This is a genomic window from Nocardioides sp. SR21 (assembly GCF_022761125.1).
Taxonomy (GTDB): Bacteria; Actinomycetota; Actinomycetes; order Propionibacteriales; family Nocardioidaceae; genus Nocardioides.
Genome location: NZ_JAKWJR010000002.1, coordinates 439,173 through 456,373, shown reverse-complemented (window position 1 = coordinate 456,373; position 17,201 = coordinate 439,173). Strand labels below are relative to the sequence as shown.

Below are 17,201 nucleotides of genomic sequence, written 5' to 3'. Positions count from 1 at the left end.
CGCGGTGCAGATCTCGCGTCGTGACCTCTTCCGTTCCTCCGCCGCCGTCGGTGCCGTCGCTGCGTTCAGCGGCCTCGGCAGCGGCCTCTCCGCCCAGGCCGTCACCGGCAGCCCCGCGCTGCGCCACGGCCACTCCGGCACCACCGCGAAGTCGGTGCTGCTGAAGGGCGAGCCCGACGCCGTCACCGGCTGGCGGTCCGTCGTCACCGGTCCGGGCGACAAGTACGTCGTCCGAAGGCTCGGCGCGAAGCCCAAGGCCGGCCGCGCCAAGCGCCGCAAGCCGATCCTGGCGTTCGCCCAGCTCAGCGACGTGCACATCGTCGACTCGCAGTCGCCGGGCCGGCTCGAGGCCTACGACCGCGGCGACGACCCGGACGTCCCGAACACCAACCCCGGCTTCTACAAGTCGGCGTGGCGCCCGCAGGAGATCCTCGGCGCCCACGTCGCGGACGCGATGGTCCGCCAGATCAACGCGATCCGCCGCGGCCCCGTCACCGGCAAGCCGCTGGCGTTCGCCGTGCAGACCGGCGACAACTCCGACAACGGCCAGAAGAACGAGATCCGCTGGAACATCGACGTGCTCGACGGCGGCTCGGTGCGAGTGGACTCCGGTGACCTCACCAAGTACGAAGGCGTCATCGACGGCGACGTCGCGACGTACGACGTCCGCTACTGGCACCCGGAGGGCACTCCCGAGGGCCTGGAGGACGACCTGCCGCGCTCGAAGTTCGGCTTCCCGACCGTCCCCGGCCTGCTCGACGCCGCCCGCGCGCCGTTCGAGGCCGAGGGACTGGCCATGCCCTGGTACACCGCGTTCGGCAACCACGACTCGCTCCGCCAGGGCAACTGGGCGTGGGAGGACGACTGGACCGCGAAGGTGACCGGCGACCAGCTGCTGGTGAGCCCGGGCGTGAACCGGACCGTGACCCCGGACCCGGAGCGCCGCCCGCTCACCAAGCAGGAGTGGATCGAGGAGCACTTCGTCTCCAACAACCCCGATGCGGCCGGTCCCGTCGGCCACGGCTTCAAGCAGGCCAACCGGGACAAGGGCACCGGCTACTACTACTTCGACAAGGGCCTCGTCCGGTTCATCGTGCTCGACACCGTGAACCCGAACGGCAACCAGAACGGCTCCATCGACCCGACCCAGCTCGCCTGGCTGACCTCGCTGCTCAAGAAGAGCAAGAAGAAGCTCGTGATCCTGGCCAGCCACCACACCCTGAGCACGATGAAGAACGCCCAGACCGGCATCGTGGACGACGTGCCGCGCGTGCTCCGCGACGAGATCATGTTCGCCCTGGCGCCGTTCGACAACGTGATCGCGTGGGTCAACGGCCACACGCACACCAACCAGATCTGGCCTCAGCAGTTCAAGGGCATGCCGCTGAAGTTCTGGGAGATCAACACCGCCTCGCACATCGACTGGCCGCAGCAGGCCCGGCTGATCGAGGTCGCCGACAACAAGGACGGCACCATCTCGATCTTCACGACGCTGCTCGACCACTCCGGCGGCGACTTCGAGGGCGACCTCGAGGACCCGGTCCAGCTCGCCGCACTGAGCCGCGACCTCTCGGCCAACGACTGGCAGGAGCAGGGCAAGGACCGGCGCGGTGCGAAGGACGCGCGGAACACCGAGCTGGTGCTCAAGGCACCCAAGTTCATGCGCTGACGTCAGGCTGCGTGCCGCTGCCAGGAGGAGTGGGTGCCGATCACGTCGCGGTAGTGGTCGACGAGCCGGTCGTTGACCCCTGACCACGACCGGTCGCCGACGCTGCGCCTGGCCGCCAGCCCCATCCGGCGCCGGTACAGGTGGTCGGTGGCCAGCCGGTCGACGTACGCCGTCAGCTGCTCGCGGCAGCCCGGCTCGTACAGCAGGCCGGCCACGCGGTCGGCGACCACGTCGACCGGGCCGCCCGAGCGCGGCGCGACCACTGGCACGCCCGACGCGAGCGCCTCCTGGGCGGACTGGCAGTAGGTCTCGTGGCGTCCCGTGTGCACGAACACGTCGAGCGAGGCGTAGGCCCGGCCGAGCTCGTCGCCGTGCAGGACGCCGAGGAACGAGGCGCCGGGGAGCAGCGCGCGCAGCCGCTTCTCCTCCGGGCCCCCGCCGACGACCACCAGCGCGTAGCGGTGGTCGTCGGCGAGGCAGGTGAGCAGCTCCAGCTCCTTCTCCGGCGCGAGCCGGCCGACGTACCCGACCAGCAGCCGCCCGTCCGGGACGACCTGGCGTCGCAGCTCCGCGCTGCGGCGTACCGGGTGGAACTGCTGCAGGTCGACGCCGCGCGGCCACAGTGCCGTGTGCTGCACGCCGAGCCCCTCGAGCTGGCGCAGGCTCGCGGACGACGGCGCGAGCGTGCGGTCAACACCGGCGTGGATGCGGCGGGTCAGCGACGCCATCGCCCGCATGCCCCCGGGGATCCCGTAGCGCTCGGCGAAGCCGACCAGGTCGGTCTGGTAGATCGCGACCGTCGGGATGCCGAGCTCCTCGGCCACGCGCACCGCCTGGTACCCGAGGGTCGCCGGTGAAGCCACGTGCACGACGTCGGGACGGAACCGGAGCATCACCGACCGCAGCCGGGCCCGGGTCTCCAGGCCGATGCGGAAGTCGCGGTAGAACGGCAGCGCGGTGCCGCGCGCGCGGGTGACCGGGAAACCGGCGTACGTCGGTGGCCCCGTCGGGGCGACCAGCTCGGCGTCGTGGCCGGTGGCGGCGAGGTGGTCGAGGACGCGGCGCACGGAGTTCGTGACGCCGTTGACCTGCGGCAGGAAGGACTCGGAGACGATCAGCACCCGGAGCTTGTCCACGGCCTCCAGCGTTGACAGTCGCTCCTAACGCGCCCCGAGATCGACGTGGCGCGTGGGTGAACGTCTCGCTACTCGGCCGCCGCCAGCTGCCCGCAGGCGCCGTCGATCTCGCGCCCGCGGGTGTCGCGGACCGTGGTCGGGATGCCCTTCGCCTCCAGGCGGCGCACGAACTCGCGCTCATCCGCCGGGTCGGAGGCGGTCCACTTCGAGCCCGGCGTGGGGTTGAGCGGGATCAGGTTCGCGTGCACCCAGCCCCAGTCGCCGTACGACTGCAGCACGTCGCCGAGCAGGTCGGCGCGCCAGGCCTGGTCGTTGATGCCGCGCATCATGGCGTACTCGATCGAGACGCGGCGCTTGGTCTTCTGCGCGTAGTTCCAGGCCGCGGCGACGGTCTCCTCGACCGAGAAGCGGGTGTTGATCGGCACCAGCTCGTTGCGCAGCTCGTCGTCGGGCGCGTGCAGGCTGAGCGCCAGCGTGACCGGGATGCCCTCGTCGGCCAGCTGCAGCATCCGCGGCACCAGGCCGACCGTCGAGACGGTGACGCCGCGGGCGCTCATGCCGAGGCCCTCGGGGGCGGGGTCGGTGAGGCGGCGGACGGCGCCGATGACGGCCTTGTAGTTGGCCAGCGGCTCCCCCATGCCCATGAACACCACGTTGGAGACGCGGGCCGGGCCGCCGGGGACCTCGCCGCGGGCCAGTGCCCGGGCGCCGGCGACGACCTGCTCGACGATCTCGGCAGTGGACATGTTGCGCTGGAGGCCGCCCTGGCCGGTGGCGCAGAACGGGCAGGCCATGCCGCACCCGGCCTGGCTGGAGACGCACATCGTGGCGCGGTCGGGGTAGCGCATCAGCACCGACTCGACCAGGGCACCGTCGAAGAGCTTCCACAGCGTCTTGCGGGTCGTGCCGCGGTCGGCCTCCATCACGCGCAGCGGCGTCATCAGGTCCGGCAGCAGCCCGGCCACCAGCTCGTCGCGCTGGGTCGCGGGCAGGTCGGTCATCTCGGCCGGGTCGTCGACGAGCCGGGCGAAGTAGTGGTTCGAGAGCTGCTTGGCGCGGAAGCCCGGCAGCCCGAGCTCCTTCAGCCTCTCGACACGCTCGTCGAGGGTGAGGTCGGCGAGGTGCGGCGGCGGCTTCTTGCGGCCGCGCGGCTCGTCGAAGACCAGGGGAAGGTTGGTGCGCTCAGACTCGGACATCAGACGACGATCATCCCATCCGGAGGGTCGGGGGCCCTAACTCTGGCCTGAGCTCTGGCCTCAGCTCTGGCCTCAGCTCTGGTAGGTGACCATGTACCAGAGCACGAGCCCGGCGACACCGAGCACCACCAACGCCGTGGTCACCAGCCCGATGAGCATGTACAGGCCGAAGCGCCGCGTCTTCGGCACGAGCACCAGGCCGATCGGCACCGCGAGCGTGAGCAGCACCAGCGGGAACAGGTCCTCGGCGCGCTCGTAGTCGAAGATCCAGCCGAGCACCGCGGCGAACAGGCCGGGGACGATGATCACGAACGCCAGGCCGGTGAAGAACCCCGTGAGCGCGGTGAACGTCGGGTGGTCGCGGTGCCACCAGTCGGGCTGGGACTCGGTGTCCTCGACGGGCGCCTCGCCCTCGTTGTGCTGCTGGTCGGTAGACATTGACTCGATGCTACGACGCCGGCGCACCCGCGCCGCACAGGCGCGTCAGCTGAAGACCAGGTAGTGCAGCACGAGCCAGATCGGCGCGACCGTCGCGAGCAGCGAGTCGAGGCGGTCCATGAGGCCGCCGTGGCCGGGGATCACGTTGCTCATGTCCTTGATCCCGAGGTCGCGCTTCATCACCGACTCGCACAGGTCGCCGAGCGTGGCCATCACGACCGCGATCGCGCCGAGCAGCAGGCCGACCCACCAGTCGCCGTCGAGCAGGTAGACGACCAGCGCCCAGCCGGTGACCAGGCAGAACACCGCTGAGCCGGCGAAGCCCTCCCAGGACTTCTTGGGCGAGATCACCGGCGCCATCGGGTGCTTGCCGAACAGCACGCCGGCGACGTACCCGCCGGTGTCGGAGGCGACCGTGATCGCGATGAACGTGATGATGCCCTGCACGCCGGGGTCGTTCAGGCCGCCGCCGTTGGGACCCTCGCCCTCGGCGAGCAGCAGCGCCACGAACGAGCCGAGGAACGGGACGTAGATCAGGCTGAACACCGCGGCCGTGGAGTTCATGACGTAGCCGTCGATGCCGCGACGCAGCAGCCACAGCATCGTCACCAGCGCGGCCACCGCGGTGGCGGTGACCAGGGCGGGCGCGCCCCAGAAGTAGGCGACGACGACCATGACCACGCCGCCGACCATCAGCGGCTGCTCCGGCAGGTTGATGCCCTTCACCGAGAAGCCACGGTGGAGCTCCCAGATCGCCACCACCACGGCGATCGCGACGATCACCATGAAGGCGGTCTTCCAGAAGACCAGCGACAGCACGATCGCGGCGACCAGCACGACCGCCGAGGTGATCGCGGCCGGGAGGTCGCGGCCGGCGCGGCCGTGGTCCTTCTTCGGCGGGGTCGCGGGGGCCGCCGGCGCAGGAGATCCGTTCATCGGGTTTTCCGGTGCTCAGACCTCGAGCAGCTCGGACTCCTTGTGCTTCAGCATCTCGTCGATGGCGTCGGTGTGCTTCTTGGTCATGCCGTCGAGGCGCTTCTCGGCACCGGTGACGTCGTCCTTGCCGACCTCGCCGTCCTTCTCGAGCTTCTCGAGGTTCTGCTTGGCCGTACGGCGCAGGTTGCGCACCGCGACGCGGCCGTCCTCGGCCTTGGCCTTCGCGATCTTGATGTACTCCTTGCGGCGCTCCTCGGTGAGCTCGGGGAACACGCAGCGCAGCGTCTTGCCGTCGTTGGAGGGGTTCACGCCGAGGTCGGAGTCGCGGATCGCGCGCTCGATGTTGCCGATCGCACCGATGTCGTACGGCGCGATCAGGATGATGCGGGCCTCCGGGGAGGTGAACGACGCGAGCTGCTGCAGCGGCGTCGGGGTGCCGTAGTACTCGACGACGATCTTGTTGAACATGCTCGGCTGGGCCCGACCGGCACGGATCGCCGCGAACTCCTCGCGAGTCGCCTCGACCGACTTGTCCATCTTGCCGTCGGCCTCGTGGAGGATGTCGTTGATCACGGGTGCTCCTTGGTGCGTTGCTGGTGGGGGCTCGTGCGCCGGTCAGCCGGCGCTGACGAGCGTGCCAATCTTCTCACCCTGCACGACCCGCAGGATGTTGCCCTCGGGCTCCATGCCGAAGACGACCATGGGCAGCTTGTTCTCGCCGCACAGCGCGAACGCAGTCTGGTCCATGATCCGCAGCCCGCGCGAGATCGCCTCGCCGTACGTCAGCTCGTCGAACTTCGTGGCGGTCGGGTCGAGGTGCGGGTCCGCGGTGTAGACGCCGTCGACACCGCTCTTGGCCACCAGGACCACGTCGCACTTGCTCTCCAGCGCGCGCTGGACGGCGACGGTGTCGGTGGAGAAGAACGGCATGCCCATGCCGGCGCCGAAGATCACGACGCGTCCCTTCTCCATGTGCCGGATGGCACGGCGCGGGATGTACGGCTCGGCGACCTGGCCCATGGTGATCGCGGTCTGCACCCGCGTCTCCACGCCCAGCTTCTCGAGGAAGTCCTGCAGGGCCAGGCAGTTCATGACGATGCCGAGCATGCCCATGTAGTCGGCACGGACCCGGTCCATGCCGCGCTGCTGGAGCTCGGCGCCGCGGAAGAAGTTGCCACCGCCGGTCACGACCGCGATCTGCACACCGGCGTTGGCGACCGCCGCGATCTCCCGCGCCACGGTCTGGACGACATCGGGGTCGACGCCGACCTTGCCGCCACCGAACACCTCTCCGGAGAGCTTGAGCAGAACTCGCTTGTAACCGGTCACGGGCGGCTCCTTCGTACGTCCTGGATGTGGGGGTCGAGCTGCGTGCGGACATGCGAGAAGGCCGGTCCGATGATCAGGGTCTCTGTCATCGCACCGGCCTCCTCGTGTGGTCTGGCTAGAACCTAGCTGCTCAGGCGCCGACCTCGAAACGGGCGAACCGCGTCACGGAGGTGTTGGCGGCGTCCAGGACCTGCTTGACCGACTTCTTGGCCTCGAAGACCGACTCCTGGTCGAGCAGGACGATCTCCTTGAAGAACGCGTTGATGCGACCCTCGACGATCTTCGCGACGGCAGCCTCGGGCTTGCCCTCCTCGAGCGTCTTCTTGGTCAGCACGTCCTTCTCGGCCTCGACGACGTCGGCCGGGACCTGGTCGCTGGTGAGGAACTGGGCCTTCAGCGCGGCGGCCTGCTGGGCAGCCTGCTTCGCGGCGGCCTCGTCACCCTCGAACTCGACGAGCACGCCGAGGGTCGGGGGCAGGTCGGACGCCTTCTTGTGGAGGTACACCGTGGTGCTGCCCTCGAAGTAGGCGACCTCGCCGAGCTCGATCTTCTCGCCGATGGTCCGGGCGAGCTCCTCGACGGTCTCGCCGACCGTCTTGTCGCCGAGCGAGACGGCCTTGAGCGCCTCGGCGTCGCCGGTCTTGTTGGCGTCGGCGGCGTCCGCGATCTGCTGGGCGGCGGCGATGAACGCGTCGTTCTTCGCGACGAAGTCCGTCTCGGCCTTGAGGCTGATCAGGGCGTTGCCGGAAGCGGCGACCAGACCGGCCGAGGCCTCGCGCTCCGCGGCCCGGGCGGCGGCCTTGGCCGCACCCTTCACGCGGAGCAGCTCGACGGCCTTGTCGAAGTCGCCGTCGGACTCGTCGAGCGCCTTCTTGCAGTCCATCATGCCGGCCTGGGTCAGCTCACGGAGCTTCTTGACGTCGGCTGCGGTGTAAGCCATGTGGGTTCCTTCTCAGGTACGTCGGTGTGCGGGTCAGGCCTGGGCGTCGGCGGCCGGGGTCGCCTCGGGGGCCTCGGGGGCCTCAGCGGCCTCGGTGGCCTCGGCGGCCTCAGCGGCCTCGGTGGAGGCACCGGTGGCCTCGGCGGCCGGGGCGTCGGCGGTGGCGTCGCCACCGGTCGCCTCGACAGCGGCGGCCTCAGCCTCGCCACCCAGCAGCTCGCGCTCCCACTCGGGCAGCGGCTCCTCGGCACCCACGGCCTCGGCACCCTCGGACGGCTTGGCGCCCGAGCGGGCGATGAGGCCCTCGGCGACGGCGTCGGCGACCACGCGGGTCAGCAGGCCGACGGCGCGGATCGCGTCGTCGTTGCCCGGGATCGGGAAGTCGACGAGGTCCGGGTCGCAGTTGGAGTCCAGGATGCCGATGATCGGGATGCGCAGCTTGCGCGCCTCCTCGACGGCGAGGTGCTCCTTGTTGGTGTCGACGATCCAGACCGCGGACGGGGTCCGGGTCATCTCGCGGATACCGCCGAGCGACTTGTTCAGCTTGTCGCGCTCGCGGCGCATCTGCAGCAGCTCCTTCTTGGTGCGGCTGCTGCCCGCGACGTCGTCGAAGTCGATCTCGTCGAGCTCCTTGAGGCGGTTGATCCGCTGGTGCACCGTCTGGAAGTTGGTGAGCATGCCACCGAGCCAGCGCTGGTTGACGTACGGCATGCCGACGCGGGTCGCCTGCTCGGCGATGGCCTCCTGGGCCTGCTTCTTCGTGCCGACGAACATGATCGTGCCGCCCTTGGCGACCGTCTCCTTGACGAAGGCGTACGAGCGGTCGATGTAGGCCAGCGACTGCTGCAGGTCGATGATGTAGATGCCGTTGCGCTCGGTCATGATGAAGCGCTTCATCTTCGGGTTCCAGCGACGGGTCTGGTGTCCGAAGTGCACGCCGCTCTCGAGAAGCTGGCGCATGGTCACGACTGCCATGTGAATCTCCTGTTGTTCGAGCCCGCGCCCGTGCTGTCCTGCCTTGAACCAGGCCGGACCGGGTGGGACCCATCGGTGTTTACAGTTCGTTGCTCCCGGCGGGTGCCGGTCGCCCTGACGCTCGCGCGCGATCCGACCGACTGGTTGCCCAGCCGGACTGAGGATCGGCGCCCACGGGTGGTCGGGACCTCGGAGTTCCAGGGCCCGTCGCGGTCTGCGAGCGTGCGTAGTCAATCCGCAAGGATTGCGTCGACCAGAGTAGTCCACCGACCGGGGCCCCGGCGAATCCACAGGCGCCCCCTCCGACCGGGCTGTCCACAGCCCCGGACGCGGTGCCCGCCGATCGTCCCCGGACCGGCACAGGGTCGACCCATGACCACCCGGATCGCCCTCCTCCTCACCGTGCTCCTCGCCGTCCTCCTGACCGTCCTCGCGGGGCTGCTGGTGCCGCGGCCGGCATCGGCCGACACCGATCCCGTGGGCGTGTGGCCGCTGGTGCCCGCGCCCGACGTCATGGCCGACTTCGACCCGCCCGCAGACCCCTGGGGTGCAGGTCACCGCGGCGTCGACCTGCTGGGCTCCCCCGGCCAGCCGGTGCGGGCCGCGCTCCCCGGGACGGTCACCTGGGCGGGCGTGCTCGCCGGTCGCGGGGTGGTCGTGGTCTCGCACGGCGACACCCGCACGACGTACGAGCCGGTCGACGCGACCGTCACCGTCGGCACGTCCGTCGGCGCCGGCGACCGGATCGGGCGGCTCTCCCCCACCGGGTCCCACTGCCTGCCCCGCTCGTGCCTGCACTGGGGCTGGATCCGCGGCGAGACCTACCTCGACCCACTGCGCCTGGTCGGCGCGGGCCCCGTGCGGCTGCTGCCCCTCTGGCGCGCGGAGCCGATCGCCGCGCGAGTGACCGCGATGCCCTACGCCGGCTGGCGGGCACCGATCCAGGACCTGCACGACCGGAGCTGCGGCTCAGAGGTCCTTGCGCAGATGCACGTCTGCGGCCCCCGGGGTCGGGACGCCGTCCCACCGGAAGATCTCGCGATAGCCGTGCCGCTCGTAGAACCCCGGCGCCTGGAAGGTGAATGACGTGACGAACACGTGCGTGCACCCGCGCGCCCGCGCCTCGTCCTCGAACGACGCGAGCAGGCGGGAGCCGAGGCCGGCGCCGCGCGTGTCGTCGCGGACCCAGGTCATGCCGATCCCGGCGGCGACGCCCCAGGTCCACCCGCTGAGGCCGGCGGCGAGCTCACCGGACTCGTCGAGCAGCTGCACCGTGAGCTCCCGGGCCGCGTCGACCCCGGGCGTGGCGGCCGCGTTGAACGTGTCCAGCTCGTCGGAGAGGCGCTGGTCGAGCTCGGGCAGGCCGCCGGCGACGACGGAGCGGTACTCACGCACGCGGGTGCGCCTGCTGGTAGGCCCGCCGCAGCCGGTCGGTGGTCACGTGGGTGTACAGCTGCGTGGTCGCCAGTGAGGCGTGACCGAGCAGCTCCTGGACCGACCGGAGGTCGGCACCGCCCTCGAGCAGGTGCGTGGCCGCGGTGTGCCGGAGTCCGTGCGGGCCGATGTCCGGGGCACCGGGCACGTCCGCGATCCGGCGGTGCACCATCTCGCGGACCGCCCGCTGGTCGATCCGCCTGCCGCGAGCACCGAGGAACAGCGCCGGCCCGCTGCCGTCGACGACCAGGAGCGGGCGGGCGTGCTTGAGCCAGAAGTCGACCGCGCGTGCGGCCGGTCGTCCGAACGGCACGGTCCGCTCCTTGCGGCCCTTGCCGAACACCCGCACCACGTTCCGCTCGCGGTCCAGGTCGTCGATGTCCAGGCCGACCAGCTCGCCGACCCGGATGCCGGTGGCGTAGAGCAGCTCGAGCATCGCGACGTCGCGCAGCCCCACCGGGCTGCCGTCGTCGGCGCGCTCGGTCGCGGCCCGGATCAGGTCGCTGGCCTCGTCGGCGCGCAGCACCGGCGGCAGCGTCTTGTGCGCCTTGGGTGAGCCGAGGCTGGCGCCGGCGTCGGTCGGCGCGCGACCGGTGCGTGCCAGCCACGCGGTGAACACCCGGGCCGCGGTCGCCCGGCGGGCGATCGTCGTGCGCGACTTGCCCAGGGTCTGCTGCTTGGCCAGCCAGCTGCGCAGGGTCCTGAGGTCGAGCTCGCCGACGTCGGTGCAGCCGAGACGAGCGGCGTGGTCGAGCAGGCCGCCGACGTCCGAGATGTACGCCCGGACGGTGTGCGCGGTCAGGTCGCGCTCGACGGCGAGGTGCCGCTCGTACTCCCCCAGCACCCGCGCCATCGGCTCGGGCAGCACGTCCTCGTCGCTCACCACTCGAGTCTAGGAAGCATCAGCCTCCTCAGTCCTGAGCCCGCGCGGCGAGCCGCCACCGGTCCTGGTCGCGCTGGACGAGGCCGAGCGCGGCGAGCCGGTCCAGCTCAGCCCGCACCGCGGCGGTGCCGACGCCGGCGGTGCGGGCGATCGAGGTCGCCACGACCGCGGCGGAGACCGGGACGGCGTCGAGCACCTGCTGCTGGCGGGTGCTGAGCCGGTCGCGGGCGCGGTCCGGGCCGCGCGGCTCGGAGGCGAGGTGCTCGCCCGCGGCGCCGACGGCTTCGAGCACGTCGGCGCCCGAGGCCACCAGCGTCGCCGCGCCGGAGCGGATCAGCTGGTGCACACCTTGGGACGGTGCGCTGGTGACCGGGCCGGGAACCCCGAGGACCGACCGGTTGAGCCGGGTCGCCCAGTTCGCGGTGTTGAGCGCGCCGCTGCGAACCGCGGCCTCGACCACGACGGTGCCGGAGGTCAGCGCGGCGATCAGCCGGTTGCGGGCGAGGAAGCGGAGCCGGGTCGGCGCCCACCCGGGCAGGGCTTCGGACACGACCGCGCCGTGGGCGCCGATGTGGTCGATCAGCTGGCGGTGCGCGGCCGGGTAGACCCGGTCCGCGCCGCAGGCGAGCACCGCGACCGTCACTCCCCCACCCGCGAGCGCGCCCCGGTGGCCGGCCTGGTCGATCCCGAAGGCCGCCCCGGAGACCACCGCGCGGTCCGCCTCGGCCACGGTGGCCGCGATCTCGGCGGCGACGTCGGCGCCGTACGTCGTGGCGGAGCGCGAGCCGACGACCGCGACCGAGCCGGTCAGCTGGTCGAGCCGCACCGGGCCGCGCACCCACAGGCCGAGGGGGACGCCGCCGCGTCGCTGCAGCGGGGCCGCGACCGCCAGGTCGTCGAGCGAGCCCGGCCACTCGTCGTCGCCCGGCACCACGAACCGCAGCCCGAGCCGCGCGGCCTCGTGCAGCGTCCTCTCGGGGTCGGTCGCGGATCGCCGGGCGGCCGGGTCGGTCTGCAGGTCGGCCACGTCGTGGTCGGCGACCAGCCGGTGGTGGACGTCCACCGCACCGTGCTGTGCCACCAGGTCGAGCAGCCGTGGGTCGCCGGGCTCCCCGATCGCCGAGAGGGCGACCCGGGCCAGCCGCTCGGCACTCATCCCGCTCGCTCCAGCATCGAGAGCAGCAGCGGGTCACCGGTGCGCAGCCGCAGGGCGGTGTCCACCTCGTCGAGCCCGGGCTGGTCGAGGGCACGCAGGTCGGCGACGGTCCACGCGAGCCGGTGCACCCGGGTCGCGCCGCGGCGGCTGAGCTTGCCGTCGTAGAGCCGGTCGTCGACGGCCTTCTGCCCCGCTTTGGTCAGCGGCCAGCGGTCGCGCAGCACCGGGCCCGGGGCGTGGCCGTTGAGCCGCCAGTGGGTGTCGGCGTACCGCTCCGCCTGCCGCCCCCGCGCCGCCTCGACCCGGCGGCGCACCGCGGCCGAGGACTCGGCCGGCTCGAGGTCGGCCAGACCGTCGTTGCGCCGCAGCGGCGGCAGGTGCCGGACGATGTCGACCCGGTCGGCGACCGGACCGGTCACCTTGTTGCGGTAGTCGCGGCGCTGCGCCTCCCGGCACGTGCACCGGTTGATCCGGACGTCCCCGGAGTAGTCGCCGCAGGGGCACGGGTTCGCAGCCAGCACCACCATGCCGCGCGCGGGCAGCGTCACCGACTCGTCGCGGCGCGCGATCGTGACGTCGCCGTTCTCGAGCGGCTGCCGGAGCGCCTCGATCACGTCGGACCGGAACAGCGGGAACTCGTCGAGGAACAGCACGCCGGTGTGCGCCTTGCTGACCTCACCGGGGCGTACGGCGCCGAGCCCGCCACCGATCAGGCTCGCCTTGCTGGCGTCGTGGTGGGGCGCCGAGAAGGGTGGCCGGGTCGGGAAGCCGGCCTCGGGGTCGAGGGTCCCGGCCAGTGAGTGGATCGCGCTCAGCTCGACGGACTCGTCGCGCGAGAGGTCCGGCAGGATCCCCTGGATCCGCTCGACCAGGCTGGTCTTGCCGCAGCCCTTCGGCCCCGAGAGCAGGAGGTGGTGGCCGCCGGCGGCGGCGACCTCGACGGCGTACCGCGCGTCCGCGATGCCGAGCAGGTCGGCCAGGTCGAGCTCGTCGAGCCGCTCCTGCCCGCGCCACGCCAGCAGCCGGGCTCCGGACGTCGGCGCGACCGGCGGAGCGTCGGGGACCTCCTCGTCACGCAGCACCGCGACCACCTGCCCCAGGGAGCGGACGCCGATCACGCTCATGTCCGCGACCATCGCCGCCTCCCGGGTCTGCGGCTCGGGCACGAACACAGCGCGGATCCCACGCTCGGCCGCGGCCAGCACCATCGGCAGCACCCCGGTGACCGAGCGGAGGTTGCCGTCGAGGGTGAGCTCCCCGATGAACGCCACGCCCTCCAGCGCCGCCGCCGGGACCGTGCCCGCCGCGGCCAGCACCGAGACCGCGACGGCCAGGTCGAAGTGCGTGCCGTGCTTCAGCAGGTCGGCCGGAGACAGCAGGATCGTGATCCGCCGGGTGGCCGGCCAGTCCAGCTCGCTGTTGATGATCGCCATCCGGCACCGGTCGCGTGCCTCGTTGATCGTGGTGTCGGCGCGGCCGACCATGGTCACGCCGACCTGGCCGGGCGACACGTCGGTCTGCACGTCGATCAGGTGACCGACGGCGCCGTGCAGGGAGACGGTGTGGGCGGTGGCGAAGGGCATCAGCCGATCCCCCGCACGTGGTCGAGGACCGAGGCGCCGCGCCGCGGCCGGACGATGCCGACCATGTCGATGCGGATGTCGCGGACGGCGACCCCGCGGGCCTCGATCCACCGGGCGGCCAGGCGTCGCAGCCGAGCCACCTTGATGTCGGTGACCGCCTCGTGCGGCGTGCCGTACCGGACGCTGCTGCGGGTCTTCACCTCGCACACGACGAGCACGTCGCCGTCGCGCAGCACCAGGTCGATCTCGCCCGCTTCGCAGCGCCAGTTGCGGTCGAGCAGGACCATGCCCTGCTCGACCAGGTGCCGCGCGGCGAGTGCCTCGCCGTACGCACCGAGGGCCTGCTTGATCGCCGCCGTCGTCGTCCTCGTCATGCGTTCAGCGTCGCCGGGCGCGTGGACACCGAGGGGGCCGGCGCGGGGCGGCTGTGGAACGCCGGGTCGGACGCCCCGTTGTGGACGGAAGGTGGGCCGGATCAGCCCTTCGGCAGGTCGATCTCCGCCGGGCTGAGCTCCTCGACGTTGACGTCCTTGAACGTCAGCACCTTCACGTTCTTCGCGAAGCGGGCGGGACGGTACATGTCCCACACCCACGCGTCGCTCATCGAGACCTCGAAGAACACGTCCCCGGCCTCGGTGCGCGCCTTCACGTCGACCTGGTTGCACAGGTAGAACCGGCGGTCGGTCTCGACGACGTACTTGAAGATCCCGACGACGTCGCGGTACTCCCGGTAGAGCGTCAGCTCCATCTCGGTCTCGTACTTCTCGAGGTCCTCCGCGCTCACACCGACGACTCTATCTCCCTGGCTCAGGAGGCGTCCGGCACGTCCTCGAACGTGTCGGGACGGTGCAGGAAGCCGAACCGCTCGCGCGGCCACAGCAGCACGAACACCTTGCCGACCACCCCGTCGACGTCGACGTACGGGTCGTCGGTGCAGTCGGTCGCGCCCTCGCAGAGATGGAAGCTCGAGTCGGCGGAGCGGTTGCGGTTGTCGCCCATCACGAAGACGTGGCCGTCCGGCACCGGTCCGGCGGTCCAGTCGCACGCGCCGCCCTCGGGCATCGGCCCGTAGCAGCCGGCCTCGTCGGGCCGCGCGTAGTCCTCCTCGTCGAGCGCTACGCCGTTCACCTCGATCCGGCCGTCGTCGTCGCAGCAGACGATCGTGTCGCCCGCGACCCCGATCACGCGCTTCACCAGGTGCCCGCCGGACGGGTAGAGACCGATCTTCGACAGCAGCTGAGGGATCCCGCTGGTCGTGGCGGCCTCCTCGGGCGGCAGCCAGCCGCCCGGGTCCTCGAACACGACGACGTCACCGCGCGACGGGCCGTCGCCGAACCAGTACGACGGCTTCTGCACCAGGATCTTGTCGTCCTTGACCAGCCCGGGCTCCATGGACTCGGACGGGATGTAGAACGCCTGCACGAAGAGCGCCTTGATGACGATCGCCAGCACCAGCGCGATCGCCAGCAGCAGCAGCGTCTCCTGCCAGATGGGCAGGTGCTTCTTCTTCGCGGCGGGCGCGCCCGCGCCCGCGTCCTCGGAGCTCACGCGGGTGAGCCTACGAGGCGACGGGGTCCACCGGTTCGCCCGGGAGCGGCTCGAGGCCCGCGGCGCGCCGTACGTTCACGAACCGCATCCGGTGCACGGGCGAGGGACCGTGCTCGGTGAGCGCCGCGGTGTGCACGTCGGTGATGTAGCCCTTGTGCGTCTTGAAGTCGTACGCCGGCCACTCGGCGTCCAGGTCGACCATGATCCGGTCCCGGGTGACCTTGGCCAGCACCGAGGCCGCGGAGATGCACGCGGCCACGCGATCGCCCTTCCAGACCGCCAGGCCCGGGACGCCGAGCCCGTCGACGGGGAACCCGTCGGTCAGCACGTACGCCGGAGGCAGGTCGAGCAGGGCCACGGCGCGGCGTAGTGCCTCGACGTTCGCGACGTGCATCCCGAGCCGGTCGCACTCCTCGTGGGAGACGACCACGACCGACCAGGCGAGCGCGCGCTTGAGGATCTGGTCGTAGCAGCGCTCGCGGGACTTCTCGGTCAGCAGCTTGGAGTCGGCGAGCCCGGGGATGATCCCGGCCTTGCCCGCGGGCAGGATCGCCGCGCCGGCGACCAGCGGGCCGGCGCAGGCGCCGCGGCCGGCCTCGTCGACGCCGGCGATGGGCTCGATGCCGTGTCGGCGCAGGGCGCGCTCGTAGCCGTAGAGCCCGGCATCCTTCCGGACCGTCGCACCGCGGGGCAGCTCACTCACGAGAGATCGCCTAGGACGCGTCGGGGACGTCCGCGAAGGTGTCGGGACGGTGGAGGAACCCGAACCGGTCGCTCGGCCAGAGCAGCACGAACACCTTGCCGACGACGTCGTCGACGTCGACGTACGGGCTCTCGGCGCAGTCCTCGAGCTTGCCGTCGCACATGTGCACGGTCGAGTCGGCGGAGTTGTTGCGGTTGTCGCCCATCACGAAGACGTGGCCGTCGGGCACGGGGCCGACGGACCAGTCGCACTTGCCGCCCTCGGGCATCGGGCCGTAGCAGCCCTTGCGGTCGGGGCGCGCGTAGTCCTCCTCGTTGAGAGGGACGCCGTTCACCTCGATCCGGCCCTGCTTGTCGCAGCAGACGATCGTGTCGCCCTCGACGCCGATGACGCGCTTCACGAGGTGTCCGCCCGACGGGTAGAGCCCGATACGGGACAGCAGGGTGGCGACGCCACCGGTCGGCCCGGCGGACTCCGCCTCGTTGAGCCAGCCACCCGGGTCCTTGAACACCACGACGTCGCCGCGCTGGGGGCTGCCGCCGAACCAGTACGACACCTTCTGCACCAGGATCCGGTCGTTCTTGACCAGGCCGGGCTCCATCGACTGCGACGGGATGTAGAACGCCTGCACGAAGAGCGCCTTGATGACGATCGCCAGCACCAGCGCGATCGCCAGCAGCAGGATCGTCTCCTGCCAGACCGGCAGGTGCTTCTTCTTCGCGGGCGTGGTCTGCTCCTCGACAGACGAAGACCGCGACACCGGCTCGTCGGGTTCAGCGACGGAAGTCGGGTCGCGGTCTTCGGAAGTCACTCGCAGAGATTAGCGACGATGTCTGAGAATTCCTTCTCAGACCTCGCGGCGCTCCTTGATCTTCGCCTTCTTGCCGCGCAGGTTGCGGAGGTAGTAGAGCTTGGCGCGGCGGACGTCACCGCGGGTCACGACCTCGATCTGCTCGAAGATCGGGGAGTTCAGCGGGAAGGTCCGCTCGACGCCGACACCGAACGAGATCTTGCGAACGGTGAAGGTACGACCGATGCCCGAGCCGTGGACGCGGATGACGACGCCCTGGAAGACCTGGACACGGGAGCGGCTGCCCTCGACGACCTTGACGTGGACCTTGACGGTGTCACCGGCGCGGAAGTCCGGGACGTCGTCGCGCTTGATGGCGTTGCCGAGCTCGGCAATGACGTTGGTCATGTGCATCTCCTCGCGAGTGCCACAGGTCAGCCGCGGTACGGGGAACTGGTTCAGTTGGGATGGTCCGAGCCTGGGTG

General features: G+C 71.3%; 20 protein-coding genes. 2 read left to right on the top strand and 18 right to left on the bottom strand.

The genetic code is table 11. The features are described from left to right. The first annotated feature begins 4 nt into the window (after positions 1 to 4). Entirely contained in the window at positions 5 to 1,669 is a 1,665-nt protein-coding gene (locus tag MJ604_RS05530) for a TIGR03767 family metallophosphoesterase (protein WP_243057291.1), read from the top strand. 2 nt (positions 1,670 to 1,671) lie between these two features. Here MJ604_RS05530 and MJ604_RS05525 read toward each other — a convergent pair whose 3' ends face one another. The 8 genes from MJ604_RS05525 to rpsB form a co-directional block, all read right to left on the bottom strand. After that, positions 1,672 to 2,805: a glycosyltransferase family 1 protein gene (locus tag MJ604_RS05525; protein ID WP_243057290.1), complete on the bottom strand. Its 1,134-nt coding sequence runs from the start codon at positions 2,803 to 2,805 to the stop codon at positions 1,672 to 1,674. A gap of 68 nt (positions 2,806 to 2,873) precedes the next feature. Next, on the bottom strand, positions 2,874 to 4,001 hold the full coding sequence (rlmN, locus tag MJ604_RS05520; RefSeq protein ID WP_243057289.1) for a 23S rRNA (adenine(2503)-C(2))-methyltransferase RlmN: 1,128 nt from the start codon (positions 3,999 to 4,001) through the stop codon (positions 2,874 to 2,876). A gap of 72 nt (positions 4,002 to 4,073) precedes the next feature. Then, positions 4,074 to 4,439, bottom strand: a complete 366-nt coding sequence (locus MJ604_RS05515) for a hypothetical protein (protein ID WP_243057288.1) — start codon at positions 4,437 to 4,439, stop codon at positions 4,074 to 4,076. A 45-nt stretch (positions 4,440 to 4,484) separates the two neighbouring features. Next, a complete protein-coding gene (locus tag MJ604_RS05510) occupies positions 4,485 to 5,375 on the bottom strand; it encodes a phosphatidate cytidylyltransferase (protein ID WP_243057287.1) in 891 nt (296 codons plus the stop codon). Positions 5,376 to 5,390: 15 nt separating this feature from the next. Further along, complete coding sequence (gene frr, locus MJ604_RS05505; protein WP_243057391.1) at positions 5,391 to 5,945, bottom strand: ribosome recycling factor; 555 nt, start codon at positions 5,943 to 5,945, stop codon at positions 5,391 to 5,393. Positions 5,946 to 5,990: 45 nt separating this feature from the next. Beyond that, positions 5,991 to 6,704, bottom strand: coding sequence for a UMP kinase (pyrH, locus tag MJ604_RS05500; RefSeq protein ID WP_243057286.1), 714 nt, complete (start codon positions 6,702 to 6,704; stop codon positions 5,991 to 5,993). A 130-nt stretch (positions 6,705 to 6,834) separates the two neighbouring features. Continuing rightward, the gene (tsf, locus tag MJ604_RS05495; protein WP_243057285.1) at positions 6,835 to 7,644 is read right to left on the bottom strand and encodes a translation elongation factor Ts; all 810 of its coding nucleotides are present in this window, start codon (positions 7,642 to 7,644) and stop codon (positions 6,835 to 6,837) included. Between the two features lie 33 nt (positions 7,645 to 7,677). Further along, positions 7,678 to 8,619, bottom strand: a complete 942-nt coding sequence (gene rpsB, locus MJ604_RS05490; protein WP_243057284.1) for a 30S ribosomal protein S2 — start codon at positions 8,617 to 8,619, stop codon at positions 7,678 to 7,680. 372 nt (positions 8,620 to 8,991) lie between these two features. On the opposite strand from rpsB, the gene MJ604_RS05485 reads away from it, so the two are divergent. Next, the gene (locus MJ604_RS05485; protein WP_243057283.1) at positions 8,992 to 9,705 is read left to right on the top strand and encodes a M23 family metallopeptidase; all 714 of its coding nucleotides are present in this window, start codon (positions 8,992 to 8,994) and stop codon (positions 9,703 to 9,705) included. On the opposite strand, the gene MJ604_RS05480 is transcribed toward MJ604_RS05485, so the two are convergent. From MJ604_RS05480 to rplS, 10 genes are all read right to left on the bottom strand, one after another. Continuing rightward, positions 9,589 to 10,014 (bottom strand): GNAT family N-acetyltransferase, encoded by a 426-nt coding sequence (locus tag MJ604_RS05480; RefSeq protein WP_243057282.1) that lies wholly within the window; start codon positions 10,012 to 10,014, stop codon positions 9,589 to 9,591. The genes MJ604_RS05485 and MJ604_RS05480 overlap by 117 nt on opposite strands. Further along, positions 10,007 to 10,906, bottom strand: coding sequence for a tyrosine recombinase XerC (locus MJ604_RS05475; protein WP_243057390.1), 900 nt, complete (start codon positions 10,904 to 10,906; stop codon positions 10,007 to 10,009). Before MJ604_RS05475 ends, MJ604_RS05480 begins: the two co-directional genes overlap by 8 nt. Positions 10,907 to 10,964: 58 nt before the next feature. Next, positions 10,965 to 12,092, bottom strand: a complete 1,128-nt coding sequence (gene dprA, locus MJ604_RS05470) for a DNA-processing protein DprA (protein WP_243057281.1) — start codon at positions 12,090 to 12,092, stop codon at positions 10,965 to 10,967. Further along, positions 12,089 to 13,675, bottom strand: a complete 1,587-nt coding sequence (locus tag MJ604_RS05465; protein ID WP_243057280.1) for a YifB family Mg chelatase-like AAA ATPase — start codon at positions 13,673 to 13,675, stop codon at positions 12,089 to 12,091. Before MJ604_RS05465 ends, dprA begins: the two co-directional genes overlap by 4 nt. Beyond that, positions 13,675 to 14,049, bottom strand: a complete 375-nt coding sequence (locus MJ604_RS05460) for a YraN family protein (protein WP_243057279.1) — start codon at positions 14,047 to 14,049, stop codon at positions 13,675 to 13,677. Before MJ604_RS05460 ends, MJ604_RS05465 begins: the two co-directional genes overlap by 1 nt. Before the next feature lie 101 nt (positions 14,050 to 14,150). Next, the gene (locus MJ604_RS05455; RefSeq protein ID WP_243057278.1) at positions 14,151 to 14,459 is read right to left on the bottom strand and encodes a DUF2469 domain-containing protein; all 309 of its coding nucleotides are present in this window, start codon (positions 14,457 to 14,459) and stop codon (positions 14,151 to 14,153) included. 23 nt (positions 14,460 to 14,482) lie between these two features. Further along, on the bottom strand, positions 14,483 to 15,223 hold the full coding sequence (gene lepB / locus MJ604_RS05450) for a signal peptidase I (protein ID WP_243057277.1): 741 nt from the start codon (positions 15,221 to 15,223) through the stop codon (positions 14,483 to 14,485). 10 nt (positions 15,224 to 15,233) lie between these two features. Beyond that, the gene (locus MJ604_RS05445) at positions 15,234 to 15,926 is read right to left on the bottom strand and encodes a ribonuclease HII (protein ID WP_243057276.1); all 693 of its coding nucleotides are present in this window, start codon (positions 15,924 to 15,926) and stop codon (positions 15,234 to 15,236) included. Between the two features lie 10 nt (positions 15,927 to 15,936). Then, complete coding sequence (gene lepB, locus MJ604_RS05440) at positions 15,937 to 16,737, bottom strand: signal peptidase I (RefSeq protein ID WP_243057275.1); 801 nt, start codon at positions 16,735 to 16,737, stop codon at positions 15,937 to 15,939. 36 nt (positions 16,738 to 16,773) lie between these two features. Further along, entirely contained in the window at positions 16,774 to 17,124 is a 351-nt protein-coding gene (gene rplS, locus MJ604_RS05435) for a 50S ribosomal protein L19 (RefSeq protein WP_243057274.1), read from the bottom strand. Between the last annotated feature and the right edge of the window lie 77 nt (positions 17,125 to 17,201).

Excerpts from the sequence above, each read along its gene's own strand:
- rlmN (WP_243057289.1), bottom strand. The coding sequence starts at position 4,001 with ATGTCCGAGTCTGAGCGCACCAACCTTCCCCTGGTCTTCGACGAGCCG.
- MJ604_RS05475 (WP_243057390.1), bottom strand. The coding sequence starts at position 10,906 with ATGGCGCGGGTGCTGGGGGAGTACGAGCGGCACCTCGCCGTCGAGCGC.
- MJ604_RS05465 (WP_243057280.1), bottom strand. The coding sequence starts at position 13,675 with ATGCCCTTCGCCACCGCCCACACCGTCTCCCTGCACGGCGCCGTCGGT.
- dprA (WP_243057281.1), bottom strand. The coding sequence starts at position 12,092 with ATGAGTGCCGAGCGGCTGGCCCGGGTCGCCCTCTCGGCGATCGGGGAG.
- MJ604_RS05460 (WP_243057279.1), bottom strand. The coding sequence starts at position 14,049 with ATGACGAGGACGACGACGGCGGCGATCAAGCAGGCCCTCGGTGCGTAC.
- MJ604_RS05485 (WP_243057283.1), top strand. The coding sequence starts at position 8,992 with ATGACCACCCGGATCGCCCTCCTCCTCACCGTGCTCCTCGCCGTCCTC.
- MJ604_RS05510 (WP_243057287.1), bottom strand. The coding sequence starts at position 5,375 with ATGAACGGATCTCCTGCGCCGGCGGCCCCCGCGACCCCGCCGAAGAAG.
- MJ604_RS05515 (WP_243057288.1), bottom strand. The coding sequence starts at position 4,439 with ATGTCTACCGACCAGCAGCACAACGAGGGCGAGGCGCCCGTCGAGGAC.
- rplS (WP_243057274.1), bottom strand. The coding sequence starts at position 17,124 with ATGACCAACGTCATTGCCGAGCTCGGCAACGCCATCAAGCGCGACGAC.
- tsf (WP_243057285.1), bottom strand. The coding sequence starts at position 7,644 with ATGGCTTACACCGCAGCCGACGTCAAGAAGCTCCGTGAGCTGACCCAG.
- rpsB (WP_243057284.1), bottom strand. The coding sequence starts at position 8,619 with ATGGCAGTCGTGACCATGCGCCAGCTTCTCGAGAGCGGCGTGCACTTC.